The following is a 21,231-nucleotide window of genomic DNA, read 5'->3' on the forward strand; positions in this document are numbered from 1 at the left end:
CTTACCAGTCCCCCCGCTTTTCCGGGGCCATGCGTTCCGCCGGCAGGATTCTGGGCAACTCTCCCAGTGGGACAGTACCCTCGATCACGTGGTTGAGCGCGCTGTCACGCATGGTTACCAGGCCCGAGTCGAGTGCAATCGCGCGCAGACGCGCGGTGGGATACTTCAGGGAAATGGCGTCGCGGATCTCCGCGTCGACCAGCATGAACTCAACCACCGCCACCCTTCCCCGGGTCCCGCGGCCCCCGCACTGTTCGCAGCCTCGCCCCACGAAGCAACCAAAATTATCAGGCACCCCATCGGGAAAAAGTTCTTCGAGGATATGTGCTTCCGGCTCGGCCGCTTCCCGGCAGTGGCTGCAAATCCGCCGCGCAAGCTTCTGCGCTTTGACCGCCGTGAGTTCGCTGGCGATGGAGTTGGCCAGCACATCCAGGTCAAACAAGCGCTGGATGGCGTCCACGGCGTCATTGCAGTGCAGGGTGGACAGCACCACATGTCCGGTCTGGGAAGCGCGGAGAGCCTCCCGGGCTGTTTCGTGATCGCGAATTTCGCCCACCAGAATCACGTCGGGGTCTTGCCGGACGAAAGAGCGCATGCCGCTGTCAAAGGTGAAGCCGATCTCCGGGTGCGTGTGGACCTGCTGGATATTGTCGATGGAATACTCCACCGGGTCCTCTATCGTTATGACCTTGCGACGCCCCTCGGCGGCAAGCTCCGACAGGCCCGCGTAGAGCGTGGTGGTTTTGCCGGACCCGGTCGGCCCCACGACCAGCACCAGCCCCGCCGGGTTGGCGAGCAATCGGCGGTAGTGGCTGATAATGTTTTTTGACATACCGAGCCGATCAATGCCCACCAGGTTGCCGGACTGCGCCAGCAGGCGGATCACCACCGCCTCCCCGTGCAGCGCGGGCTGCACCTGGATGCGCAAGTCCCAGACCTCGTCGCCGACACGGAGCTGCGAGCGCCCGCTCTGGGGGAGGCGCTTTTCGGCGATATCCATGTCGCCGCGAATCTTGATCACGTTGATCAGCCCGAGCGAGTCCCGGTGCGTCAAGTCATAGTGCGCAAGATCGTGCAGGTCCCCATCCACGCGCAAACGGATTCGGGTGCGCCCGGGGTAGGGCTCGATGTGAATATCACTCGCACCGTCGCTCACGGCATCCAGCAACAGGGCGTCGAACAGTGTGACCAGATGCGCCCCGATCTGCAGGTGCTCGCTGCTCAACAGCTCCGACGGGCGCGGGGCGTGCTCGGCGGCCTCTGGCGCGTTCGCGGCGCGCTCGCGTGTCCTCAGTGACAGTTCGATGGTGGTCCACAGCCGCTTGAAATCGTTGGGCGTGACCAGGATTTTCTCCAGCCGCTCCTCCGGATACATATGACGGATATCGTCCAACGCGGCATCCGGGTCGTCCGTGGCCAACGCCAGCGTGTGGTCTTTCATCCACAATGGCAGCAAATGCTTGGAGTCCAGAAAACCGCGCGAGAATAGCTCCATCAAATGGAGCTGCACCTCCGAAAGTAGATCGTCCACCACCGCGAAACGCAGGTTGTTCTCCGTCGCCAAGCGGCGATACAGGGTGCTATCCTCAAGGTCGATTTGCTCCCGCAGAACCCGGATCACCGGCACCTTCCTCGCCCGCGCCACGCGGCGCGCCTCCGCCAGCATCGCCCGGTCGACCACGCCCATGTCCAACAGAGTCATGCCCGAATCGTGGGAAAAGTCCACCGGGACGATATCCTGGCGCACCAGGGCGCCGAGCTCGGTAAGCTGGTAGCGCACCATCAACGTGGCAGCCCCCTCCCCGCGCTCAAGCGCCAACAGGTAGCCCCCGGCGGTCAATTGTTCCAGCAGCCGGGAGTGGTCCCGAATGCGAGGGCTGGACACCAGAATACGGTCATAGGGGCCCATGTCCGGCGCGCCGTCGCTGCCCTCACCCACACGCAATGTAATATTGATCAACCCCAGCTCATCGAAATGCCGGCCGGCCACGCGAGCGAGCGCGTCGTTTTTTTCCACCGTGACCACCGAGTCTACAAGGCGGCTGGCCACTGCCGTGAAGTACCCCGTGCCGGTACCCACCTGTAGCACACGGTGGCCTGGCTGTAGGTCGGCCTCGCCCAGAATCTGGGCCACCACATTGAGCGGCGGAATACTGTGCCCCGAAACAAAGGATTCCTGTTGCGCGAGAAAAAGCTGGCGCGGCAAGGCCTCGAGTGCCTTGAGCAGGCGCTCGTCCGAGGAAAAAGTATTGGAAAACATCGTGTAAAAGTGATTCACAGCAACTTCGCGGAACACGAATTCTAGCAAGCACCAGGCCCCAGCCGCACGCGCAAGATCCGGAATTTCGCGAAAAAGGCACCGGGCCGCTACCGAACCGATATGTTCCAGCGGAGGTGGAAGTGCCCACTTCGCCACCGGCTGAAGCACAGCGGGCACAATGCGCCAGCCCCCTAAACAGAATGTCCCAGGGAGCCGCCACGCCGACGCCGTCTAGGGACTCAGCCGGCAGCGAATTCCCTGTTCTGCACCAGCACCCAGGGCGCCGCCACCACCGCCCACAGGGTGGCATCGCCCTCGAACCAGGCCAGGGCCTCGGCGTCGCTGACCGGCGCCACCAACCCGGCGCCGGTCCAGGTTTCAAACTGCGCCCGGTTGTCCAGGCCCAGTTGCACCGCCACCTCCACCAGGTCCAGCGCGGCATCGACGCGCACCACACTGCCATGGGCGTAGTAGGTCTGCAGGTCCCGCCAGGGAATGCGCGCGGTCTGGCCGTGAAATTCGCGGCGCAGCAGCGCCTCGCGATCCGGGGAGTCCCCGAGCGGCGTGTCCTCAGCCATAACGGGAGTCCGCGACAAAGGGATTGGTCTGTCGCTCCTGGCCGAAGGTCGACGTGGGCCCGTGGCCGGGGATGAAGGTGATATCGTCGCCCAGGGGGAACAGCTTGTCGCGGATACTGGCGATCAGCTCATCGTGATTGCCCCGGGGAAAATCGGTACGGCCGATGGAGCCCTGGAACAATACATCCCCCACCCAGGCCAGGCGCTGGCCCCGGTGCAGGAACACCACATGGCCCGGGGTGTGACCGGGGCAGTGGTAAACCTCCAGCTCCTGTTCGCCGACGCTCACCGTGTCGCCATCCTCCAGCCAGCGGTCGGGCACGAAGGCGTCGGCGTGGGGAAAGCCCGCCATCTGGCACCACTCGGGCAGTTTGGCGATCCAGAAGTCATCCTCTTTCTCGGGGCCCTCAATGGGCACCGACAACTGTTGGCGGAGGATGTCCGACGCGGCGCAGTGATCCATGTGGCCGTGGGTCAACAGGATTTTCTCCACGCTGGCGTCCATCGACTTTACCGCCTCGAGGATGCGCTCCACATCCCCACCGGGATCGACGATGGCCGCCTTGCCGGTGGTTTCGCACTTGAGGATGGAGCAATTCTGCTGGTAGGCCGTCACCGGCACGATACTGACTTTAATCGACATGCATACTTCTCTGGCTGTTCGGCGGTGCGCGCTGCGCCCGCCGTCAGGATTTGGAGGCGGCTTCCGGAGCCGCCACTTCGTCGCGGTCGGGCTCGAGGTCCGCCCTGGGATTGAGGAACACCCGCTCGTCGAAGTGGTTTTCGCTCTTGCCCACCACCACGGCGACGGTGGCGTCCCCGGTGACATTGACCGCGGTGCGCACCATGTCCAGCAGGCGGTCGACGCCGATGATCATGGCGATACCCTCCACCGGCAGGCCCGCCTGGTCCAGCACCATGGCCAGGGTGATCAGACCCACCCCCGGCACCGCGGCGGTGCCGATGGAGGCCAGGGTGGCGGTCAGAATCACGGTGATGTAGGCGCTGAGCGGCAGATCGACGCCGTAGACCTGGGCGATGAACACGGTCGCCACCCCCTGCATGATCGCGGTGCCGTCCATGTTGATGGTCGCCCCCAGGGGCACGGTAAAACCGGCCACCGAGTTGTGCACCCCCAGGCGCCGCTCGACGGTGCGCAGGGTGATGGGCAGGGTGGCGCCGGAAGAGGCGGTACTGAAGGCGAAAGCCCACACCGAGCGCATCTTCTGCATCATGATCTTCGGTGACACCCCGGCCAGGGTCTTGAGGATAACGCTGTAGGCCACGGTGGCGTGGATCAACAGCACCCCCAGCACCGTCAGGAAGTAGGCCCCGAGATCGACGATGGCGCTAAAGCCCATGTCCGAGAACAGGGTCGCCAGCAGCGCGAACACACCGTAGGGCGCCAGCCCCATGAGGATACCCACCATGCGCATGATGACTTCCTCGAGATCGCGGAAGAAATCGGCGATGCGGCGACCGGCGTCACCGGCGTGGGAAATGGCGTAGCCGAACAGCAGCGCAAACACGATGATCTGCAGCATCTTGCCCTCGGCCATGGCCGCCACCGGGTTGGAGGGCACGATGTTGGCCAGCACATCCACCAACGGCGGCGGCTGGGTGGCCTCGAACTCCGCGGTGCCCGGCAGGGAAACATGGGTACCCGGCCCCACCAGCACCGCGGCCACCAGCGCCGTGGAAATGGCGATGGCCGTGGTGCCGAGGTACAGCACCAGGGTCTTGGCGGCAATCGGCCCCATGCGGGCGCTGTCGCCCAGCGAACTGGAGCCGCAGATCAACGACACCAGCACCAGCGGCACCACCAGCAGCTTGAGCGAGGCGATGAACACCCGGCCTACCAGGTCCAGTACCCCGCCCACGACGTAGTCCCGGATCACTGTATGAAACCCCTCGGAGATACCCGTACTGTCGAGTATGAGGTCCAACAGGGAGCCGAACAGAATGCCGGCCACCATGGCGATCAGGATGCGATTGGTCAAACTCATGTCTGCGTCTTCAATGTTATGATTTTGGGAGGACTGGTGCCGGGGAGAAGGTCCCTACTCCCCGGTACCGCCGGACTCGCAACCCCCGCGCCGGTAGGCGGCGACGGCGTCGTGGGCACAGGCGTTGCAAGGCGATGAATAGTCCTCGCGCCCGCCGTCCGCCAGCTCGCCGCATACCGGGTCGTACTCCATGGTACAGACCTGGGGGCGCGTTTGGCCGCACTGGGTGGTCAGGGACTGCACCGGCGCCGGCGGGCTGCTGGCGCTACAGGCGCCCACGAGGGCCAGCATCGTGAGCAACAGGGCTCGCGGCATAGAAAAAGCCTCCAAGGCGGCTCGAATTCCAAAGCTGCAAGCCTAACACTGTCGTCGCCCGAGCGCAGCCGCGATTGCCCGCGGAGGGCCGTCGGCAAGGCGTTTTCGACGCCTGGGATCGGGCGGCCGCCACCGGGGCGGCGGCAAAACTCAGGCGAAGCGGCCCTCCTGGTAATCGCGGATGGCCTGCTCGATCTCCTCGGGCGTGTTCATCACGAAGGGGCCGTAGTGGGCCACCGGCTCGCGCAGCGGCGTGCCGCGCAGCACCAGCAGGCGGGCACCCTGGGGGCCGGCCTGCAGCATCCATTGCTCCCCGGCGCCGGTGATCAGCATGTGGCGCGCGGGCACAACCTCGCCCCCGTGGGCGATGCCGCCGCCGTAGATATAGGCCATGACCGAGTGCCCGGCCCCGGTTTCCAGCGCGGCGCTCGCGCCGGCTTGCAGCTCGAGGTCCAGCACGCCCGCCCGGGGCGCCAGTTCCCGCAACGGCCCGGTGGCATCAGTGCCGGATACGGTCCAGGCCCCCGCCACGGCGGTGGCGGTGAAGCCCTCCCCCGACCAGGTGGCCAGCTCCGCGGCGGGAATATCCCGATAGCGCGGCGCCGACATTTTCTCCGCCGCCGGCAGGTTTACCCACAGCTGGAAACCGTGCAGGCCCTGGGTGTCCTGGGTGGGCATTTCCGAGTGAATAATGCCCCGCCCGGCGGACATCCACTGGGCGCCACCGCCGCGGATCTCCCCGCGGTTGCCCCGGCTGTCCTCGTGGACGATGCCGCCCCGCTTCATGTAAGTGAGTGTTTGCATACCCCGATGCGGATGCGGTGGAAAGCCACCGGCAAAATCCTCGCGAAACTCCGAGCGCAGCTCGTCGAGCATCAGGATCGGGTCCATGCCCGCGTGCCGCATGCCGGCGACGCGCTGGATGGCGACCCCGTCGCCGTCGCGGCCGGCGTGGGCGGGGCGGATTTCACGTATGGTGCGCTGTGTCATGGTCAGTCCTCCTGTGATGACCACAGGGTAGGCTCGTTTTTATAGAACAAAAAGCGCATAATTTCGCCAATCTGGTTCGACTAAATCGAATGGTGTGAGAATGAACCGCACGACACTCGAGCAGTGGCGCATGCTGCAAGCCGTGGTGGAACACGGTGGCTTCGCCCAGGCCGCGGCCGCCATCCATAAAAGCCAGTCCACCATCAACCACGCGGTGCACAAGTTGCAGGGCCAGCTGGGCCTGCCCCTGCTGGAGGTCGTGGGCCGCAAGGCGCAACTCACCGAGGCCGGGGCGCTGATGCTGCGCCGGGCGCAGCAGTTGCTGGACCAGGCCGGCCAGCTCGAGGAACTCGCCGACAGCCTGGCGGTGGGCACCGAGGCGGAGATCCGCATCGCGGTCGATGAGATTTTTCCCTACGAGCAGCTGGCCTGCGCGCTGCACGAACTGTCCCGGGAGTTTCCCAACACCCGCGTGCAGCTGTTCGAGACCGTGCTGTCCGGGGGTCCGGAAATGCTGGTCGGGGGCCGTGTGGACCTGCTGATCGCCGGCAGCGTGCCCCAGGGCTTCCTCGGCGAGCCGCTGATGCGGGCGGCCTTTGTCGCGGTCACTCACCCCGGGCACCCGCTGCTGCAATTACAGCGTGCGCTGAGCCTGCAGGACCTGGCCACCCACCGCCAGATTGTGGTGCGCGACTCGGCCCTGGCGCGCAATGTGGACTCCGGCTGGCTGGGCGCCGAACAGCGCTGGACCGTCACCCATATCGCCACCTCGGTGGACATGATCCGCCGCGGCATGGGCTTCGCCTGGCTGCCCCGCTCGCGGGTCGACAGCCTGCTCGCCGAGGGCGCGCTGGCGGCGCTGCCCCTGCGCCAGGGCGCGGAGCGCTACGCCGAACTGTACCTGACCCACGCCGACCCGGAGAAAGCCGGCCCCGCCGGCACGCGGCTGGCGGCCCTGCTGCGCGAGGCCGTGGCGGACACGGGCGGGAATTGAGCGACCAAACCCATGGGCGCCGATGTCCTCGCCACCAAATATTCGCTTTTATCGAAATATTACTCCGTTTTTATCCGATTTTAATTCTTCTATTTCGAAATTAGTCTACTCCCACCTGGCGCGATATCCGCGCAAGAACACATGGAGACAGACTGATGACCAACACCGATCACAACACCAATCGCGCCGACTGGCTACTGCCCTACCTCCCCGCGGGGGCAATCGATTTCGCCGGCCGCAGCATGCTGGCCCTGCTGTTCATCCTCGCCGGCTACGGCAAGATCGGCGGCTACGAGGGCAACCTGGCCTACATGGCCAGCGTCGGCCTGCCGGGCTTCCTGCTGCCGCCCACCATCGTCCTGGAGCTGGTCGGTGGCCTCGCCCTGGTGGCGGGCTTCCAGACCCGTCTGGTGGCCCTGGGCCTGGCCCTGTTCAGCCTGGCCTCGGCGCTGTTGTTCCACGCCCAGCTGGGTGACCAGATCCAGTTCATCATGTTCTTCAAGAACGTGGCCATGGCCGGCGGCCTGCTGTTGGTGGCGGGCAAGCCACTGGGCAGCTGGACACTCGACCGTAAACTGGGCGCCCGAGGCGCCCCGGCGCAAGGAGAATAACCATGGGAATGCTTGTTGATGGCCAGTGGCGGGACGTGTGGTACGACACCCGCTCAAGCGGCGGACAATTCGTGCGCGAGGACGCCCGCTTCCGGCACTGGGTGACCGCGGATGGCGGCCCGGGGCCGGAAGGTGAGGGAGGCTTCGCCGCCGAAGCGGGCCGCTACCATCTCTACGTGTCGCTGGCCTGTCCCTGGGCCCACCGCACACTGATCATGCGCGAGCTCAAGGACCTCGCCGGGCTGATCGACGTGTCGGTGGTCAGCCCCTACATGCTGGAACAGGGCTGGAGCTTCGACCGGGCCGAGGGCAGCACCGGCGACCGGGTGGCCGGCCACGACTACCACCACCAGGTCTATACCAGCGCCCGACCCGACTACACCGGCCGCGTCACCGTGCCGGTGCTGTGGGACAGGGAACGCGCGACTATCGTCAACAACGAGTCGGCGGAGATCCTGCGCATGTTCAACAGCGCCTTCGACGACCTGACCGGCAACACGCAAGACTACTACCCGGCGGACCTGCGCGGCGACATCGACGCCTGGAACGCGCGCATCTACGGGGCCATCAACAACGGGGTCTACCGCGCCGGTTTCGCCACCGAACAGGCGGCCTACGAGGAGGCCTACCGGGCGCTGTTTGCCGAGCTGGACCACATCGACGCTCACCTGGGCCGGCACCGCTACCTCGCCGGCGACCGGCTGACCGAGGCGGATATCCGCCTGTTCACCACCCTGATCCGCTTCGACGCGGTGTATCACGGGCACTTCAAGTGCAACCGCCAACGCCTGGAAGACTACACCCACCTGCCGGGCTATGTGCGCGATATCTACCAGCTGCCGGGCGTGGCGGGCACGGTGGACTTCCACCATATCAAGACCCACTACTACGGCTCCCACGGCACCATCAACCCGACCGGTATCGTGCCCGCGGGGCCGGACATCGACTACCTCCGTCCCCATGGCCGGGGCTAGTCCCCGGGCAGCTCCTTGGGGAACAGTCGCCGCGCCAGCCTGGCGGGCCGCTCCCCCAGGTGGGCCCAACTCGCCCCCGGGCACTCGATGCGCACGTAGCCCGCGGTGGGCAGGTTGGCCAGGCCATCCCCCGCCACCAGGGTATTGACCAGGTCGGTGAGCGCCGGGTTGTGGCCGATGATGAACAGCGCCAGGTGCCGGTCGTCCTGGCGCCGCACCCAGTCGAGCAGGTCGTCGCCGTCGAAGGTGTAGAGGTCTTCCTCGGTGTAGTGACGGCAGTCCGCGAGCGCCGGCCAGCCCCGGCACAGGCCCTCCAGGGTCAACTGCGCCCGCCTGGCGGGGCTGAGCGCGACACTCATCGGCGGCAGGATGTGCGACAGCGCCTCGCCCATGCGCGGCGCGTCGCGCTGGCCGCGCTTGTTGAGGCCGCGCTCCCGGTCGGGCTGCCCCGGTTTGTCCCAGGAAGACTTGGCGTGGCGCAGCAGGTGCAGGGTTTTCATTGCGGTATCGGCCACGGTGGAATCCACGCCAGTGTATGCCCGATGACCACCCCGTGGGAATGGCCGCGACACCTGTGTGAACAGCGCGGTTCAAGGGCGCCTGTCCGGCGGCGTCTTGCGTTTGCCCCACTTACTGGCTAGAGTCAAACACGTTGTCAGTGGTTGCTGTACCCGGTCGATGACTTTCCCCGGCGGCGTTTAGCGGGGGCGAGTGATCTCCATCGAGGCCTTGCAGGCGTAGTGGAGTTCCGATGTCGAGACACGAAACAGTGGCGCCCCAATCGCAGACAGATCGCCAGCCGCGACCTGCCCGGGCCCCTCGTGTCGATCGCAACCCGCCGCACGGCATTTCTTATCCCGACCGGCACGCCTCGCTTTTTCCACCCGCTCCCATCACCACGGGGAGGCCACCGGTTTGAGTGACGGCCATTCCCTGCTGCCCTTCCTGGTGTACTTCATCGCGGTGCTGCTATTGGTGGCGACCATGCTGGTGCTGTCCTGGCTGCTCGGCCAGCAACGCGCCAGCCGCGCCACCAATATGCCCTTCGAGTCAGGCATCCTGCCGGTGGGCAGTTCGCAGATCCAGATGTCGGCGGAGTTCTACCTGATCGCGATATTTTTCGTGATCTTCGATCTCGAGACCGTATTCATCTTCGCCTGGGCGGTCGCCTTCTTCGAACTCGGCTGGGAGGGCTACATCGCGGTGGGCGTGTTCATCGCCGTCCTGGCGGTGGCCCTGGTCTACGAGCTCGGCACCGGCGCCCTGGACTGGGGCGTGAAGGCGCGCAAGCCACTGCCCACGGCGGCGGTGGCAGTGCGAGCGGCCCCGGGGGAGAGCGCCGGCTGATGGAGTGGAACCTGACACGACCGGAGGACCTGATCGCCAGCCAGCCGGGAGGGAACCAGGGCGTGGAGGCGCAGGTCAGGCGCAACGTGTTCTTCGCCACCCTGGAAGACCTCGTCGCCTGGGGCCGGGCCCACTCCCTGTGGCCCTTCAACTTCGGCCTGTCCTGCTGCTACGTGGAGATGGCGACGTCCTTCACCAGCCGCCACGACATCGCCCGCTTCGGCTCGGAGGTGATCCGCGCCACACCGCGACAGGCGGACCTGATGGTGATCTCCGGTACCGTGTTCCGCAAAATGGCGCCGGTGGTGCAGCACCTCTACGACCAGTTGCTGGAACCACGCTGGATCATTTCCATGGGCTCCTGCGCCAATTCCGGCGGCATGTACGACATCTACAGCGTGGTCCAGGGCGTGGACAAATTCATTCCGGTGGACGTGTACGTGCCGGGCTGCCCGCCGCGTCCGGAGGCGCTGATGCAGGGCCTGATGATGCTGCAGGACGCCATCGAGCAGGAGCGCCGCCCCCTGAGCTGGGTGGTGGGCGACCAGGGCGTGTACCGGCAGGCGCCGGTGTCCAACCGCGACCGCCTGCAACAGGAACGCAACCGGGCGACCCAGCTGCGCGCGCCCGACGGGGTATAGGCCGAGCATGCTGGGTGCCGCACAGCAACGGGAAGCGCTCACTGGCACGCCGGCGCTGATCGCCGACCTGGGTGACGCGGTGCTCCACCACCAGCGCTGCGCCGACGGTGTACCGACGCTGTGGGTGGAGCGACAGCGGCTGCCACAGGTGCTGCGACAGCTACGCGACCGCTTCCCCATGCTGCTGGACCTGTTCGGCATCGACGAGCGCCTGCGCGAGCACAAACCCGAGGCGGCCGCCGACTTTACCGTGGTCTATCACCTGCTGGGCCTGGAGCGCTGCGAGGAATGCCGGATCAAGGTGGCGGTGAACCCGCCGGACGCGGTGCCCAGCGTCCGCGACATCTGGCCCAACGCCGACTGGTACGAACGCGAGGCCTGGGACATGTACGGCCTCGAGTTCAGCGGCCACCCCAACCTGCGCCGCATCCTGATGCCTCCCACCTGGGAGGGCCACCCGCTGCGCAAGGACCACCCCGCGCGCGCCACCGAAATGGAGCCCTTCTCGCTCGACGAGCACAAACAGGCCCGCGAGCAGGAAGCCCTGCGCTTTCGCCCCGAGGAGTGGGGCATGCAGCGGGCCACCGAGGACACCGAATACATGTTCCTCAACCTCGGCCCCAATCACCCCTCCGTGCACGGCGTGTTCCGTATCGCACTGCAGTTGGACGGCGAGGTGATCGTGGACGCCGTGCCCGACATCGGCTACCACCACCGCGGCGCCGAGAAAATGGGCGAGCGCCAGAGCTGGCACAGCTTCATTCCCTACACCGACCGCATCGACTACCTGGGCGGGGTGATGAACAACCTGCCCTATGTGATGGCGGTGGAAACACTGGCGGGCATCGAGGTCCCGGCCCGCGCCCAGGTCATCCGCATCATGCTGGCGGAACTGTTCCGGATCTCCAGCCACCTGGTCTTCTACGGCACCTTCGCCCAGGACGTGGGGCAGATGTCGCCGGTGTTCTATATGTTCGCCGACCGCGAGCGCCTGTTCGGCATCGTGGAAGCCATCACCGGAGGGCGCATGCACCCGGCCTGGTTCCGCATCGGCGGCGTCGCCCAGGACCTGCCCACGGGCTGGGAGCGCCTGGTGCGGGAATTCATCGACGGCATGCCGGCGCGCCTGGACCACTACCAGAAGATGGCGATGAACAACGGCATCCTCAAGCGGCGCACCGTCGGCATCGGCGCCTACAGCCAGCAGGAGGCGGTGGACTGGGGCATCACCGGCCCCGCGCTGCGGGCCACCGGCGTGGACTTCGACCTGCGCCGCGACCGGCCCTACGGCGGCTACGATCAGTTCGACTTCGAGGTCCCCCTGGGCCACCGGGGCGACTGCTACGACCGCGCGGCGGTGCGGGTGGAGGAGATGCGCCAGAGCCTGCGCATCATTCGCCAGTGCCTGGACAACATGCCCGCGGGACCCTACAAGAGCGATCACCGGCTGGCCACGCCGCCGCCGAAGGAGCGCACCTTGCTGGACATCGAGACCCTGATCCACCACTTCCTCAATGTGAGCTGGGGGCCGGTGATCCCCGCGGGCGAGGCCTCCTTCGCGGTGGAGGCCACCAAGGGCATCAACAACTACCACCTGGTGTCGGACGGCGGCTGCAACAGCTACCGCACCCGCATCCGCACCCCCTCCTTCCCGGCGCTGCAGCAGATTCCCCTGATCAGCCGCGGGCTGATGATTCCCGACCTGATCGCGATCATCGCCAGCATCGACTTCGTGATGGCGGACGTGGACCGATGAGCGAGCTGATCCCGGCCCTGAGCGCGGACGAGCTGGCGGCGATCGACGCCGAGATCGCCCACGCCCCCTACCGCGACGCCGTGGCGGTGGATGCACTGAAGATCGTACAGCGCCACCGCGGCTGGGTTTCCGATGAGAGCCTGAAGGCCATCGCCCGCCACCTGACGATGTCCGCCGACGAGTTGGAGGGCGTGGCGACCTTCTACAACCTGATCTACCGCCACCCGGTGGGGGAGAAGGTCATTCTGCTGTGCAACAGCGTGAGCTGCTGGATCAAGGGCTGCGAGACATTGCGCGCGCGCTGCCGCGAGGGCCTGGGCATCGACTACGGCCAGACCACCGCCGACAAGCGCTACACCCTGCTGCCGGTCACCTGCCTGGGCGCCTGCGACAAGGCGCCGGTATTGATGCTCGGTGACGTGCTGCTGGAGAATGTGAATCCCGCCGGCCTGATGGCAACCCTGGGCGCCAGCGGGGAGGAAGGCACATGAACGCCCTCGACCGCGCCCTCACCCACCCCCTCACCCGCAACGTCACCCCCGAGCGGCGGCCCTTCGACCTCGCCGCCTACGAGGCGGGCGGCGGCTACGGCGGCCTGCACACCGCCATCGGCAAACTGACACCCGCCGAGTGCCTGCAGATCGTCAAGGATTCCAACCTGCGCGGGCGCGGCGGCGCCGGCTTCCCCACCGGGCTCAAGTGGAGCTTCGTGCCCATGGAGGATGGCGGCCCGGGGCACAAGTACCTGATCTGCAACGCCGACGAGATGGAGCCCGGCACCTTCAAGGACCGCCTGCTGCTGGAGTGCGATCCGCACCAGCTGATCGAGGGCATGATCCTCGCCGCCTACACCATCGGCGCCGACGTGGCCTACGTCTTTATCCGCGCCGAGTACCTGCTGGCCGAGCGCCTGCTGCGGGAGGCCATCCGCGACTGCTACGGCAAGGGTTACCTGGGGCGGAACATTCTCGGTTCCGGCTACAACCTCGACATGCACGTGCACTCCAGCGCGGGGCGCTACATCTGCGGCGAGGAAACCGCCCTGATCAGCTCCCTGGAGGGCAAGCGCGCCAACCCCCGGGCCAAGCCGCCCTTCCCCCAGGTCAGCGGCCTGTGGGGGCGGCCCACCATCGTCAACAACGTGGAAACCCTGTGCAACGTGCCCCATATCATCGAGCGCGGCGCACAGTGGTTCAACGACCTCGGCCTTACCGAGGACGCCGGCACCAAGATGTACGGGGTGAGCGGACGGGTGAAAAACCCCGGTTGCTGGGAGCTGCCCATCGGCACCCCCATCCGCGAGATCCTGGAGGGCTGCGCGGGCGGCATGGAGGACGGCTACGCCTTTCGCGGCCTGTTGCCGGGGGGCGGTTCCACCGACTTTCTGGTGGCCGAGCACCTGGACCTGGCCATGGACTACGGCACCATCGGCAAGGCCGGCAGCCGCATGGGCACCGGCACCATGATCGTGCTGGACGACCGCACCTGCCCGGTGGCCTTCGTGCAGAACCTGGTGGCCTTCTTCGCCCGCGAATCCTGCGGTTTTTGCACCCCCTGCAGGGAGGGCCTGCCCTGGTCGGCCCAGTTGCTGGCCGAACTGGAAGCCGGCAGGGGCCAGGCCGGCGATTTGGACACCCTGGCCATGCACGTGGACTTTATCGGCACGCCGGGCAACACCCACTGTGCCCTGGCGCCGGGCGCCATGGAACCCCTGGCCAGCGGCCTCAAGTATTTCCGCGAGGACTTCCAGCGCCATATCGACGGCCGCGCCTGCCCCTACTGCGAGCGGGAGGCGGCGGCATGAATATTCGCATCGACGGCGTCGAGTACCCCGCCACAAAGGACCGCAACCTGCTCGAGACCTGCCTGGGCCTGGGGCTCAACCTGCCCTACTTCTGCTGGCACCCGGCCATGGGGTCAGTGGGCGCCTGCCGCCAGTGCGCCGTTCTCCAGTACCCCGACGAGGAGGCCGAACAGGCGGGCCGCGGCAAGCTGGTGATGGCCTGCATGACCCCGGTGAGCGACGGCGCCCGCTTTTCCCTCGAGACGGCGCAGGCCCGCCGTTTTCGCCAGGGCATCATCGAGTCGCTGATGATCAACCACCCCCACGACTGCCCGGTCTGCGCCGAGGGTGGCGAATGCCACCTGCAGGACATGACGGTCATGGTGGGCCACCGGGACCGGCGCTACCGGGGCAGGAAAAGGACCTTCCGCAACCAGTACCTGGGGCCGCTGGTGCACCACGAGATGAACCGCTGCATTACCTGCTACCGCTGCACCCGCTTCTACCGGGATTACGCCGGCGGCACCGACCTCGCCGCCCAGGGCTGCCACGACCACATCTTTTTCGGCCGCCACGAGGACGGCGTGCTGGAGAGCGAGTTCGCCGGCAATCTGGTGGAGGTCTGCCCCACCGGGGTGTTCACCGACAAACACCTGGTGCACGACTACACCCGCAAGTGGGACCTGCAATCCGCGCCGTCGGTCTGCGCCGGCTGCGCGGTGGGCTGCAACACCCTGCCCGGCGAGCGCTACGGGCGCCTCAAGCGGGTACACAACCGCTTCAATGCCGAGATCAACGGCTACTTCCTCTGTGACCGCGGCCGCTTTGGTGCCACCTGGGTGAACGACGAGCGGCGCCTGGACTACCCCGGCCTGCGCGGCGAGGACGGACGCTACAACGCCATTGACCACCACGGCGCGCTGCAGCGCATCGTGAGCAGCGTGGAACGGGGCGCGGTTGCGGCCGTGGGCTCGCCCCGCGCTTCCGTGGAAGCCAACTTCCTGCTGCGACTACTGGCGGGCCCGGCGCGGTTCTGTCCAGGCTTTAGTGCCGTGGAGCAGCCCCTGGTGGGCGAGGCCCTGGCGCTGCTGCGCGCCTCCCGCGCCACCGTGCCGGATATCGCCACCATGGAAACGGCCGACGCCATCCTGGTGCTCGGGGAGGATGTGAGCAACACCGCGCCGCGCATTGCGCTGGCACTGCGCCAGGGCGTGCGCAACCGCGCCTATGCGATGGCCGCCGGACTCAAGTTGCAGGACTGGCAGGACGCCGCCATCCGCAACCTGGCCCAGGACCAGCGCTGTCCGCTGTTCATCGCCGCCACGGCGGCCACCCGGCTGGACCCGGTGGCGGCGCGGTCGCTGCGCCTGGCGACACCGGAAATCGCGCGCCTGGGGTTGCGTGTCGCCGACGCCCTGGCCGGCGACAATTCAAACGACTATTCGCACGACAATTCACACGATAATCCGGACGACCATAGCGTGCACCGCGAGGCCGCGGCCATCGCCGATGGGCTCCGCGATGCCAAACGCCTGCTGGTGGTTTCCGGCACCGGCAGCGGCGATATCGCCGTGATGCAGGCCGCGGCCCGGGTGGCCGAAGCGTTTCGGGACACCGGTCGCGAGGCCATGCTGAGCCTGGTGGTGCCGGAAGCCAACAGCCTCGGCCAGGCCCTGTTGTGCGAGGGGAACGGGAGCCCCGACCTGGATGCGCTCGCGGCCAGCGCGGAAGCCGGCGAGATCGACACCCTGCTGGTGCTGGAAAACGACCTCTACCGGCGGGCGGCGACCGACCAGGTGGACCGGCTGCTGGCCAACTGCCAGCGCGTGATCGCCCTCGACCAACTGGACAATCCGACCACTTCCGCCAGCCACCTCGCGGTACCCGCGGCGAGCGTGATTGAGAGCGAGGGCACATTGGTCAGCCTGGAGGGCCGCGCGCAGCGCTGCTTTCCGGTGTTTCCCCCCCACGCCGAGCGGCATCCCGCCTGGGTGTGGCTGCTGGCGACCCTCAAGGAACTGGGCCGGGAGGCGGTATCCGACTGGCACCACTTCGACGACGTGACCCGGGGCTGCGCCGCGGCGATACCGGCCCTGGCGGGTATCGCCGCGGCGGCGCCGGACCACCGGTTCCGCAACCACGGCGTGCGCGTGCCGCGCCAGCCGCCGCGCTACAGCGGCCGCACCGCCATGCGCGCCAATGTGTCGGTGCACGAACCCAAGCAGCCCGAGGACGAGGAGTCGCCCCTCGCCTTCAGCATGGAGGGTCTGAACCGGGACCAACCCGCGGCACTGCTGTCCTACGTCTGGGCGCCGGGCTGGAATTCCAACCAGGGACTGCACCGCTTCCAGGCCGACGTCGGCGGGCCCCTCAAGGGCGGCCCCGCGGGTATTCGCCTGTTGCGCGCAAACGGCGGGGCCACTCCATTGCCGCGCCATGCCACGGCGGCGTTTGCGGTCGAGGCCGACGAGGTGCTACTGGTGCCGCGCTATCGCATCTTCGGCAGCGAGGCACTGAGCGCCATCAGCCCGGGCATCCGTGAACTGGTGCGGCCGGCCTGCATCGAGCTGTGCGCCGCCGACGCCGAGCGCCTCGGGCTGGCCGATGGCGACGGGGTACAGGTGGGCGACAACGCCGCTGCGCTGCCGCTGCGCATTGACGACGCCATGGCGCCGGGCTGTGCCGGCTATACCGCGGGCTACCGGGAAACCGCCGGCCTGGCGCCAAACACGCGCCAGCGCCTGCGCCGCGTTGCGCATTTCAGCCCCCCCGGGCCGACCGTGATTGGCAGCGATCGCGGAGGGCGGCATGGCTGAGCCCGGCCTGGGAACCCTCGGCACCATCGCCTTCGGCATCGCCATTATCGCCGCGGCGGTGGGCGGAGCGGCGGTGCTGACCTGGTTCGAACGCCGCCTGCTGGGAATCTGGCAGGACCGCCACGGCCCCAATCGCCTGGGTCCCTTCGGCGTGCTGCAGGTGGTGGCGGACATGCTCAAGTTGCTCACCAAGCACGACTGGGTGCCGCCCTTCGCCGACCGCGCGGTGTTCGTGTTCGCGCCCACCGCGATTGTCGTGGCGATGTTGCTGGGCTTCGCCGTGGTGCCCTTCGGCCCCGATCTCTACGTGCTGGATTTGAACATCGGCCTGCTGTTTTTCCTCGGCATGACCTCGCTGGCGGTCTACAGCGTGTTGCTCGGCGGGCTGGCCTCCAACAACAAGTACGCCCTGCTGGGAGGCCTGCGCAGCGCGGCGCAGATGGTCAGCTACGAGGTATTCATGGGCCTGTCGCTGATGGGCGTGGTGATGCTGGCCGGCAGTTTCAGCCTGCGCGACATCGTCGAGGCCCAGCGCGAACTGTGGTTCTGCATCCCGCAGTTCCTGGGTCTGCTGACCTTTACCGTCGCCGGCATCGCCGAGAGCCACCGCCTGCCCTTCGACCTGCCGGAAGCCGAGCACGAGCTGACCGCGGGCTTCCACACCGAGTACGGCGGCATGAAGTTCGCCATGTTCATGCTGGGTGAGTACCTGGGACTGATCCTCATCTCGGCGATGATCGTCACCCTGTTCTTTGGCGGCTGGCTGGGCCCCTGGCTGCCGCCGGTCGTGTGGTTTGGCCTCAAGGTCTTCGCCCTGATCTGTTTCTTTATTTTGCTGCGCGCCGCCATTCCCCGGCCCCGCTACGACCAGTTGATGACCCTGGGCTGGAAGGTGATGCTGCCCCTGACCCTGCTCAACCTGATGGCCACCGGCGCGCTGGCCCTGTGGTGGAGGGCCTAGTCATGCTGAAATCCGCACTGTCGCAGTTGCAAACGATCTGGACCATCCTGCAACACAGCTTCACGCGCAGCGAAACGGTTCAGTACCCGGAACAAAAACCCTACCTGGCGCCCCGCTATCGCGGCCGCATCGTACTCACCAACGATCCGGACGGCGAGGAGCGCTGCGTGGCCTGCAATCTTTGCGCGGTGGCCTGCCCGGTGGACTGTATCGCCCTGCAGCAGGGAGTGAAGGAGGACGGCCGCTGGTACCCCGAGTTTTTCCGCATCAATTTCTCGCGCTGCATCCTCTGCGGCATGTGCGAGGAGGCCTGCCCCACCAACGCCATCCAGCTCACGCCGGACTTCGAAATGTGCGAGTACGACCGCCAGAACATGGTGTACGAAAAAGAGCACCTGCAGATCGACGGCACCGGCAAATACCACGACTACAATTTCTACCGGGTCGCGGGCCTGGCCATCGCCGGCAAGGACAAGGGGGCGGCCCGCAACGAGGCGGAGCCGGTCGATGTGAGGAGCCTGCTGCCGTGAATACCGCGCTGTTCTACCTGGCCTGTGTGATCGCGCTGTCCGCCACCGGCCTGGCGCTGACCCGGGCCAACGCGGCCCACGCGCTGATCTACCTGATCGTCTCGCTGCTGGCGGTGGCGGTGCTGTTCTTCCTGATGGGGGCGCCCTTCGCGGCGGCGCTGGAAATCGTGATCTACGCCGGCGCCATCATGGTGCTGTTCGTGTTTGTGATCATGATGCTGAATATCGGCGAGGAGGGTGTGGAGCGCGAGCGCGACTGGCTGCGTCCGCGCTTTTGGATCGTGCCCGGCATCATGTCGACCCTGCTGCTAGTGGAATTGCTGTTGGCCCTGCGCGACGGCGCGGCCTTCGGCGCAGCCCTCACCAGCGGCCAGGCGGTGGCGCCCAAGGCCGTGGGCCTGGCCCTGTTCGGGCCCTATGTGCTGGCGGTGGAAATTGCGTCCATGCTGCTGCTGGCGGGATTGGTGGGAGCCTATCACCTCGGCCGGCGCTTCCTGGTGCGCGGAGGGCGGCACTGATGGCGGGCCTGGTGGTGCCGCTGGAGCACGTGCAGGTGCTCGCCGCGCTGCTGTTCGGCATGGGATTACTGGGCCTGATGCTGCGGCGCAACCTGATCTTCATGCTGATGTCGCTGGAAGTCATGCTCAATGCCGCGGCCCTGGCCTTCGTCGCGGCGGGGGCGCGCTGGGGTCAGCCCGACGGCCAGGTGATCTTCCTGTTGATCCTGTCGGTGGCCGCGGCGGAAGTGGCCGTGGGACTGGGCCTGGTGCTGCAGGTCCAGCGCCAGTTCAAGTCACTGGACATGGACGCCGCGCGGCGCCTGCGGGGATAGGGCCCACCGTGAACCTGATCGCCCTCGTTCCCGCCCTGCCCCTGCTCAGTGCCACCGCGCTGATGGTGACCACGGGCCGCCTGCCGCGCCGCTTGGTGGCCTGGCTGGGCGCCGGCTCCGTGGGCCTGGCGGCACTGTGCACGGCCTTGGTCGCCGCCGCTTACGGCGACGCGGGCGGGCCCTACACCGTGCACCTGTGGACCTGGTTCGCGGTGGGCGGACTGGAACCCGGAATCGCGTTCTACGTGGACGGCCTGGCGCTGGTGATGATGTCGGTGATCACCGGCGTGGGTTTCCTGATCCACCTGTACTCCATCGAATTCATGGGCGAGGACGCCTCCTTCTCCCGCTACTTCGCCTACATGAACCTGTTCGTGGGCGCCATGCTGATTCTGGTCATGGCGGACAACCTGCTCCTACTCTATCTGGGCTGGGAGGGAGTGGGCCTGTGCTCCTACCTGCTGGTGGGTTTCTGGTATCGGGACCCGGCCAACGGCGCCGCCGCCCGCAAGGCCTTCGTGGTGACGCGGGTGGGGGACACCGCCATGATCCTCGGCCTGTTCCTGTTGTTCACCCAGCTGCACACCCTGCAGATACAGCCGCTGATGGCGGCGGCCGCCGATGAGTGGGCCGGGGGCGGCTGGCTACCCACCCTGGCCGCCCTGTTGCTGCTGGGGGGCGCGGTGGGCAAATCCGCCCAGCTTCCGCTGCACACCTGGCTGCCGGACGCCATGGCCGGCCCCACCCCGGTCAGCGCGCTGATCCACGCCGCGACCATGGTCACCGCCGGGGTCTACCTGATCGCCCGCACCCATACCCTGTTCCTGCTGTCGCCGGCGGCCCTGGGCGCCGTGGCCTGGATCGGCGTGCTCACCCTGCTGTTGGCGGCCTGCGCCGCCCTGGCGCAGCGGGATATCAAGCGTATCCTGGCCTACTCGACCATCAGCCAGATCGGCTACATGTTCCTGGCCCTCGGGGTCGGCGCTTTCGCCCCGGGAGTGTTTCACCTGGTGACCCACGCCTTTTTCAAGGCCCTGCTGTTCCTGGCCGCCGGGGCGATCATTCACTGCCTGCACCACGAGCACGACATCTTCCGCATGGGCGGGCTGCGCACCCGCCTGCCACTGGTGTTCTGGGTGTTCCTGATCGGCGCCGCGGCGCTGGCGGCCCTGCCCTTCACCGCCGGTTTTTACAGCAAGGACGCCATCCTGCTCTCGGCCTGGGAGGCCGACCCCTGGCTCTGGACGGGCGGCCTGCTGGGGGCCCTGCTCACCGGCATCTACAGCTTCCGGCTGATCTTCGTGGTGTTCTTCGGCGAGGCGACACACGAACCGGACCGCCGCCCGGGCTGGAAAATGGCCTTGCCCCTGTCCCTGCTCGCCCTGCTGTCACTGACGGGCGGCGCCATCAGCCTGCCCCTCGCCCCTGCGTTCCCGGTCTCGACGGGGCACGCCGTCAACCACACCGTCGAATACATCGGTATCGCCGTCCCCCTGCTCGGCCTCGGCATTGCCTACCTGTTTTTCCTGGGCAGGCAACTGCCGGTCGATGCGCTGGCCGGTCGGGGAGTCGGCGCCCGTCTGCGACGGTTCTGGCAGCGCGGCTGGGGCTTCGACACCCTCTACCAGGTGTTGTGGGTTACGCCCTACAGGGCCCTCGCCCACCTGTTGCGCGGCGAGCCGGTGGACGCGCTCTACAACCTGCTGGCGGCCCTGTGTCGCCAGGGTCATCGCGGCCTGGCCGCACTACAGACCGGGGCCCTGCGCTGGTACGCCACCACCCTGACCTTCGCCCTGGTGGTGGTTATCGCCATCGTATTGCGGGGTGCGATGTGAAC

The 21,231-nt window shown here is 67.1% G+C and carries 21 protein-coding genes; 14 read left to right on the plus strand and 7 right to left on the minus strand.

Translation table 11 applies throughout. From position 1 onward, the window contains the following. Position 1: 1 nt before the first annotated feature. From JYP50_RS03450 to JYP50_RS03475, 6 genes are all read right to left on the minus strand, one after another. Positions 2 to 2,278, minus strand: a complete 2,277-nt coding sequence (locus JYP50_RS03450; RefSeq protein WP_347136715.1) for an ATPase, T2SS/T4P/T4SS family — start codon at positions 2,276 to 2,278, stop codon at positions 2 to 4. Between the two features lie 221 nt (positions 2,279 to 2,499). After that, the gene (locus tag JYP50_RS03455) at positions 2,500 to 2,838 is read right to left on the minus strand and encodes a DUF2288 domain-containing protein (RefSeq protein WP_206559074.1); all 339 of its coding nucleotides are present in this window, start codon (positions 2,836 to 2,838) and stop codon (positions 2,500 to 2,502) included. Next, positions 2,831 to 3,481, minus strand: coding sequence for an MBL fold metallo-hydrolase (locus tag JYP50_RS03460; RefSeq protein WP_241262777.1), 651 nt, complete (start codon positions 3,479 to 3,481; stop codon positions 2,831 to 2,833). The genes JYP50_RS03455 and JYP50_RS03460 overlap by 8 nt, the downstream gene beginning before the upstream one ends. A 43-nt stretch (positions 3,482 to 3,524) precedes the next feature. Then, positions 3,525 to 4,844 (minus strand): dicarboxylate/amino acid:cation symporter, encoded by a 1,320-nt coding sequence (locus JYP50_RS03465; RefSeq protein WP_206559075.1) that lies wholly within the window; start codon positions 4,842 to 4,844, stop codon positions 3,525 to 3,527. 54 nt (positions 4,845 to 4,898) lie between these two features. Then, positions 4,899 to 5,159: a hypothetical protein gene (locus tag JYP50_RS03470; RefSeq protein WP_241262778.1), complete on the minus strand. Its 261-nt coding sequence runs from the start codon at positions 5,157 to 5,159 to the stop codon at positions 4,899 to 4,901. A gap of 150 nt (positions 5,160 to 5,309) precedes the next feature. Continuing rightward, on the minus strand, positions 5,310 to 6,149 hold the full coding sequence (locus tag JYP50_RS03475) for a pirin family protein (protein ID WP_206559076.1): 840 nt from the start codon (positions 6,147 to 6,149) through the stop codon (positions 5,310 to 5,312). A gap of 100 nt (positions 6,150 to 6,249) precedes the next feature. Here JYP50_RS03475 and JYP50_RS03480 point away from each other — a divergent pair, with 100 nt between their 5' ends. The 3 genes from JYP50_RS03480 (at position 6,250) to JYP50_RS03490 (ending at position 8,728) form a co-directional block, all read left to right on the plus strand. After that, a complete protein-coding gene (locus JYP50_RS03480; RefSeq protein WP_206559077.1) occupies positions 6,250 to 7,143 on the plus strand; it encodes a LysR family transcriptional regulator in 894 nt (297 codons plus the stop codon). Positions 7,144 to 7,298: 155 nt separating this feature from the next. Next, positions 7,299 to 7,754 carry a DoxX family protein gene (locus JYP50_RS03485; protein WP_206559078.1) on the plus strand — a complete coding sequence of 152 codons (456 nt, stop codon included), beginning with the start codon at positions 7,299 to 7,301 and terminating at the stop codon, positions 7,752 to 7,754. Between the two features lie 2 nt (positions 7,755 to 7,756). Further along, positions 7,757 to 8,728, plus strand: a complete 972-nt coding sequence (locus tag JYP50_RS03490) for a glutathione S-transferase family protein (protein ID WP_206559079.1) — start codon at positions 7,757 to 7,759, stop codon at positions 8,726 to 8,728. Here JYP50_RS03490 and JYP50_RS03495 read toward each other — a convergent pair. Next, complete coding sequence (locus tag JYP50_RS03495) at positions 8,725 to 9,243, minus strand: SixA phosphatase family protein (RefSeq protein WP_347136716.1); 519 nt, start codon at positions 9,241 to 9,243, stop codon at positions 8,725 to 8,727. The two genes, JYP50_RS03490 and JYP50_RS03495, sit on opposite strands and share 4 nt — an antisense overlap. 400 nt (positions 9,244 to 9,643) lie before the next feature. Between JYP50_RS03495 and JYP50_RS03500 the strand changes: the two genes are divergently transcribed. The 11 genes from JYP50_RS03500 to nuoL are packed head-to-tail and all read left to right on the plus strand — an operon-like array spanning position 9,644 to position 21,229. Continuing rightward, the gene (locus JYP50_RS03500; protein WP_241262779.1) at positions 9,644 to 10,075 is read left to right on the plus strand and encodes an NADH-quinone oxidoreductase subunit A; all 432 of its coding nucleotides are present in this window, start codon (positions 9,644 to 9,646) and stop codon (positions 10,073 to 10,075) included. Continuing rightward, entirely contained in the window at positions 10,075 to 10,716 is a 642-nt protein-coding gene (locus tag JYP50_RS03505; RefSeq protein WP_206559080.1) for a NuoB/complex I 20 kDa subunit family protein, read from the plus strand. Before JYP50_RS03500 ends, JYP50_RS03505 begins: the two co-directional genes overlap by 1 nt. 7 nt (positions 10,717 to 10,723) lie before the next feature. Next, complete coding sequence (gene nuoC, locus JYP50_RS03510; RefSeq protein WP_206559081.1) at positions 10,724 to 12,472, plus strand: NADH-quinone oxidoreductase subunit C/D; 1,749 nt, start codon at positions 10,724 to 10,726, stop codon at positions 12,470 to 12,472. Beyond that, positions 12,469 to 12,963 carry an NADH-quinone oxidoreductase subunit NuoE gene (gene nuoE, locus JYP50_RS03515; RefSeq protein ID WP_206559082.1) on the plus strand — a complete coding sequence of 165 codons (495 nt, stop codon included), beginning with the start codon at positions 12,469 to 12,471 and terminating at the stop codon, positions 12,961 to 12,963. Before nuoC ends, nuoE begins: the two co-directional genes overlap by 4 nt. Beyond that, complete coding sequence (gene nuoF, locus JYP50_RS03520) at positions 12,960 to 14,276, plus strand: NADH-quinone oxidoreductase subunit NuoF (protein WP_206559083.1); 1,317 nt, start codon at positions 12,960 to 12,962, stop codon at positions 14,274 to 14,276. Before nuoE ends, nuoF begins: the two co-directional genes overlap by 4 nt. Continuing rightward, positions 14,273 to 17,071 (plus strand): NADH-quinone oxidoreductase subunit NuoG, encoded by a 2,799-nt coding sequence (gene nuoG, locus JYP50_RS03525; RefSeq protein WP_206559084.1) that lies wholly within the window; start codon positions 14,273 to 14,275, stop codon positions 17,069 to 17,071. The genes nuoF and nuoG overlap by 4 nt, the downstream gene beginning before the upstream one ends. Continuing rightward, positions 17,064 to 18,032, plus strand: a complete 969-nt coding sequence (gene nuoH / locus JYP50_RS03530) for an NADH-quinone oxidoreductase subunit NuoH (RefSeq protein WP_206559085.1) — start codon at positions 17,064 to 17,066, stop codon at positions 18,030 to 18,032. The genes nuoG and nuoH overlap by 8 nt, the downstream gene beginning before the upstream one ends. 2 nt (positions 18,033 to 18,034) lie before the next feature. Next, entirely contained in the window at positions 18,035 to 18,562 is a 528-nt protein-coding gene (nuoI, locus tag JYP50_RS03535) for an NADH-quinone oxidoreductase subunit NuoI (protein WP_206559086.1), read from the plus strand. Next, positions 18,559 to 19,080: an NADH-quinone oxidoreductase subunit J gene (gene nuoJ / locus JYP50_RS03540; protein WP_206559087.1), complete on the plus strand. Its 522-nt coding sequence runs from the start codon at positions 18,559 to 18,561 to the stop codon at positions 19,078 to 19,080. The genes nuoI and nuoJ overlap by 4 nt, the downstream gene beginning before the upstream one ends. Continuing rightward, complete coding sequence (nuoK, locus tag JYP50_RS03545; RefSeq protein WP_206559088.1) at positions 19,080 to 19,394, plus strand: NADH-quinone oxidoreductase subunit NuoK; 315 nt, start codon at positions 19,080 to 19,082, stop codon at positions 19,392 to 19,394. The genes nuoJ and nuoK overlap by 1 nt, the downstream gene beginning before the upstream one ends. An 8-nt stretch (positions 19,395 to 19,402) precedes the next feature. After that, a complete protein-coding gene (gene nuoL, locus JYP50_RS03550; protein ID WP_206559089.1) occupies positions 19,403 to 21,229 on the plus strand; it encodes an NADH-quinone oxidoreductase subunit L in 1,827 nt (608 codons plus the stop codon). The last annotated feature ends 2 nt before the right edge of the window (positions 21,230 to 21,231 follow it).

The sequence above is a fragment of the Parahaliea mediterranea genome (genome assembly GCF_017255185.1).
Taxonomy (GTDB): domain Bacteria; phylum Pseudomonadota; class Gammaproteobacteria; order Pseudomonadales; family Halieaceae; genus JAFKCZ01.

Coding starts and splice junctions, on each gene's coding strand:
- JYP50_RS03455 (WP_206559074.1), bottom strand. CDS start 2,838: ATGGCTGAGGACACGCCGCTCGGGGACTCCCCGGATCGCGAGGCGCTG.
- JYP50_RS03460 (WP_241262777.1), bottom strand. CDS start 3,481: ATGTCGATTAAAGTCAGTATCGTGCCGGTGACGGCCTACCAGCAGAAT.
- JYP50_RS03465 (WP_206559075.1), bottom strand. CDS start 4,844: ATGAGTTTGACCAATCGCATCCTGATCGCCATGGTGGCCGGCATTCTG.
- JYP50_RS03470 (WP_241262778.1), bottom strand. CDS start 5,159: ATGCCGCGAGCCCTGTTGCTCACGATGCTGGCCCTCGTGGGCGCCTGT.
- JYP50_RS03475 (WP_206559076.1), bottom strand. CDS start 6,149: ATGACACAGCGCACCATACGTGAAATCCGCCCCGCCCACGCCGGCCGC.
- JYP50_RS03480 (WP_206559077.1), top strand. CDS start 6,250: ATGAACCGCACGACACTCGAGCAGTGGCGCATGCTGCAAGCCGTGGTG.
- JYP50_RS03485 (WP_206559078.1), top strand. CDS start 7,299: ATGACCAACACCGATCACAACACCAATCGCGCCGACTGGCTACTGCCC.
- JYP50_RS03490 (WP_206559079.1), top strand. CDS start 7,757: ATGGGAATGCTTGTTGATGGCCAGTGGCGGGACGTGTGGTACGACACC.
- JYP50_RS03505 (WP_206559080.1), top strand. CDS start 10,075: ATGGAGTGGAACCTGACACGACCGGAGGACCTGATCGCCAGCCAGCCG.
- nuoC (WP_206559081.1), top strand. CDS start 10,724: ATGCTGGGTGCCGCACAGCAACGGGAAGCGCTCACTGGCACGCCGGCG.
- nuoE (WP_206559082.1), top strand. CDS start 12,469: ATGAGCGAGCTGATCCCGGCCCTGAGCGCGGACGAGCTGGCGGCGATC.
- nuoF (WP_206559083.1), top strand. CDS start 12,960: ATGAACGCCCTCGACCGCGCCCTCACCCACCCCCTCACCCGCAACGTC.
- nuoG (WP_206559084.1), top strand. CDS start 14,273: ATGAATATTCGCATCGACGGCGTCGAGTACCCCGCCACAAAGGACCGC.
- nuoH (WP_206559085.1), top strand. CDS start 17,064: ATGGCTGAGCCCGGCCTGGGAACCCTCGGCACCATCGCCTTCGGCATC.
- nuoI (WP_206559086.1), top strand. CDS start 18,035: ATGCTGAAATCCGCACTGTCGCAGTTGCAAACGATCTGGACCATCCTG.
- nuoK (WP_206559088.1), top strand. CDS start 19,080: ATGGCGGGCCTGGTGGTGCCGCTGGAGCACGTGCAGGTGCTCGCCGCG.